Genomic DNA, 950 nt, shown 5'->3' on the forward strand with positions numbered 1-950 from the left:
ACAATGAATAAGAACAAGCTGTCCGGCCGGAGGAGCGTGGTTTGTTCAACAACGACTCCTCAGTGGTTGTCTAAAAAGACATTCCTATAAAGCCGTCGCCCGAGCAAGCCCGCGTGTTCTAAAAATCGAAATATCTATCATCATGAACCATCACTTCCACCTCGGCATCGACCGCTCCGACTCCACCCTCGATTTCTGCCTGCTTGATTCTACTGGAGACATCGTTGAACAGCAGAAAATCGACTCCGCCCCCGAGTCCCTCAAGCCCTGGGTCGAGGAGCTTGCGCAAGGCCTTCCAGACGGCGCCACCATCGCCATCTGCATCGAGCAGCCCTGCCAGAACCTCACCCATTTCTTCAGCCAGTTCGACTTTCTCGCCCTCTATTTGGTCAATCCCGCCGTCATCAAACGCTATCGCGAGAGCCTCTCCGCCTCCCGCGCCAAGGACGACCGCCGCGATGCCCAGGCCCTGGCCCGCTTCATTTTGGAACGCCACCGGGAGCTTCAACCCTGGCGCCCCCTCGACGCCCAAACGCGTCGTCTCAATGCCCTGGTGGAAAAGCGCCGCCAGCTCGTCGACCTCCGCACCAGCATCACCAATAAGCTCACACAGGCTCTTAAAGACACTTACCCCCAGTCCCTTGAGCTCGTCGGTCGCTATCTCTACACCCCACTCGCCTGCGCCTTCCTCAACAAATGGCCCACCCTCGCAGAACTCAAGAAAGCCCGCCCTGCCACCATCAGCCAATTCTACTACACTCACGGTAGCAGACGGCCTGACGTCATCGCCAAGCGACTCGACCTCATCGCCAAGGCCGTGCCCCTCTGCACCGACGAAGTCGTCCTCGATACCGCCGCCGAACTCATTCGTGCCTTCGTCAAACAACTCCAGGCCCTCACCGCCAGCATCACCCGCTTCGACCAGCGCATCGAAGAAGCCACCGCCGCCC

1 protein-coding gene is annotated in these 950 nt (G+C 59.1%); it reads left to right on the top strand.

Annotated elements, in window-relative coordinates:
- Positions 1-142: 142 nt before the first annotated feature.
- The coding region (locus tag JIN78_RS16755) for an IS110 family transposase (protein ID WP_200393148.1) at positions 143-950 on the top strand (808 nt) is incomplete at its 3' end.

It is taken from the genome of Roseibacillus ishigakijimensis (assembly GCF_016595415.1).
Lineage (GTDB): Bacteria > Verrucomicrobiota > Verrucomicrobiia > Verrucomicrobiales > Akkermansiaceae > Roseibacillus > Roseibacillus ishigakijimensis.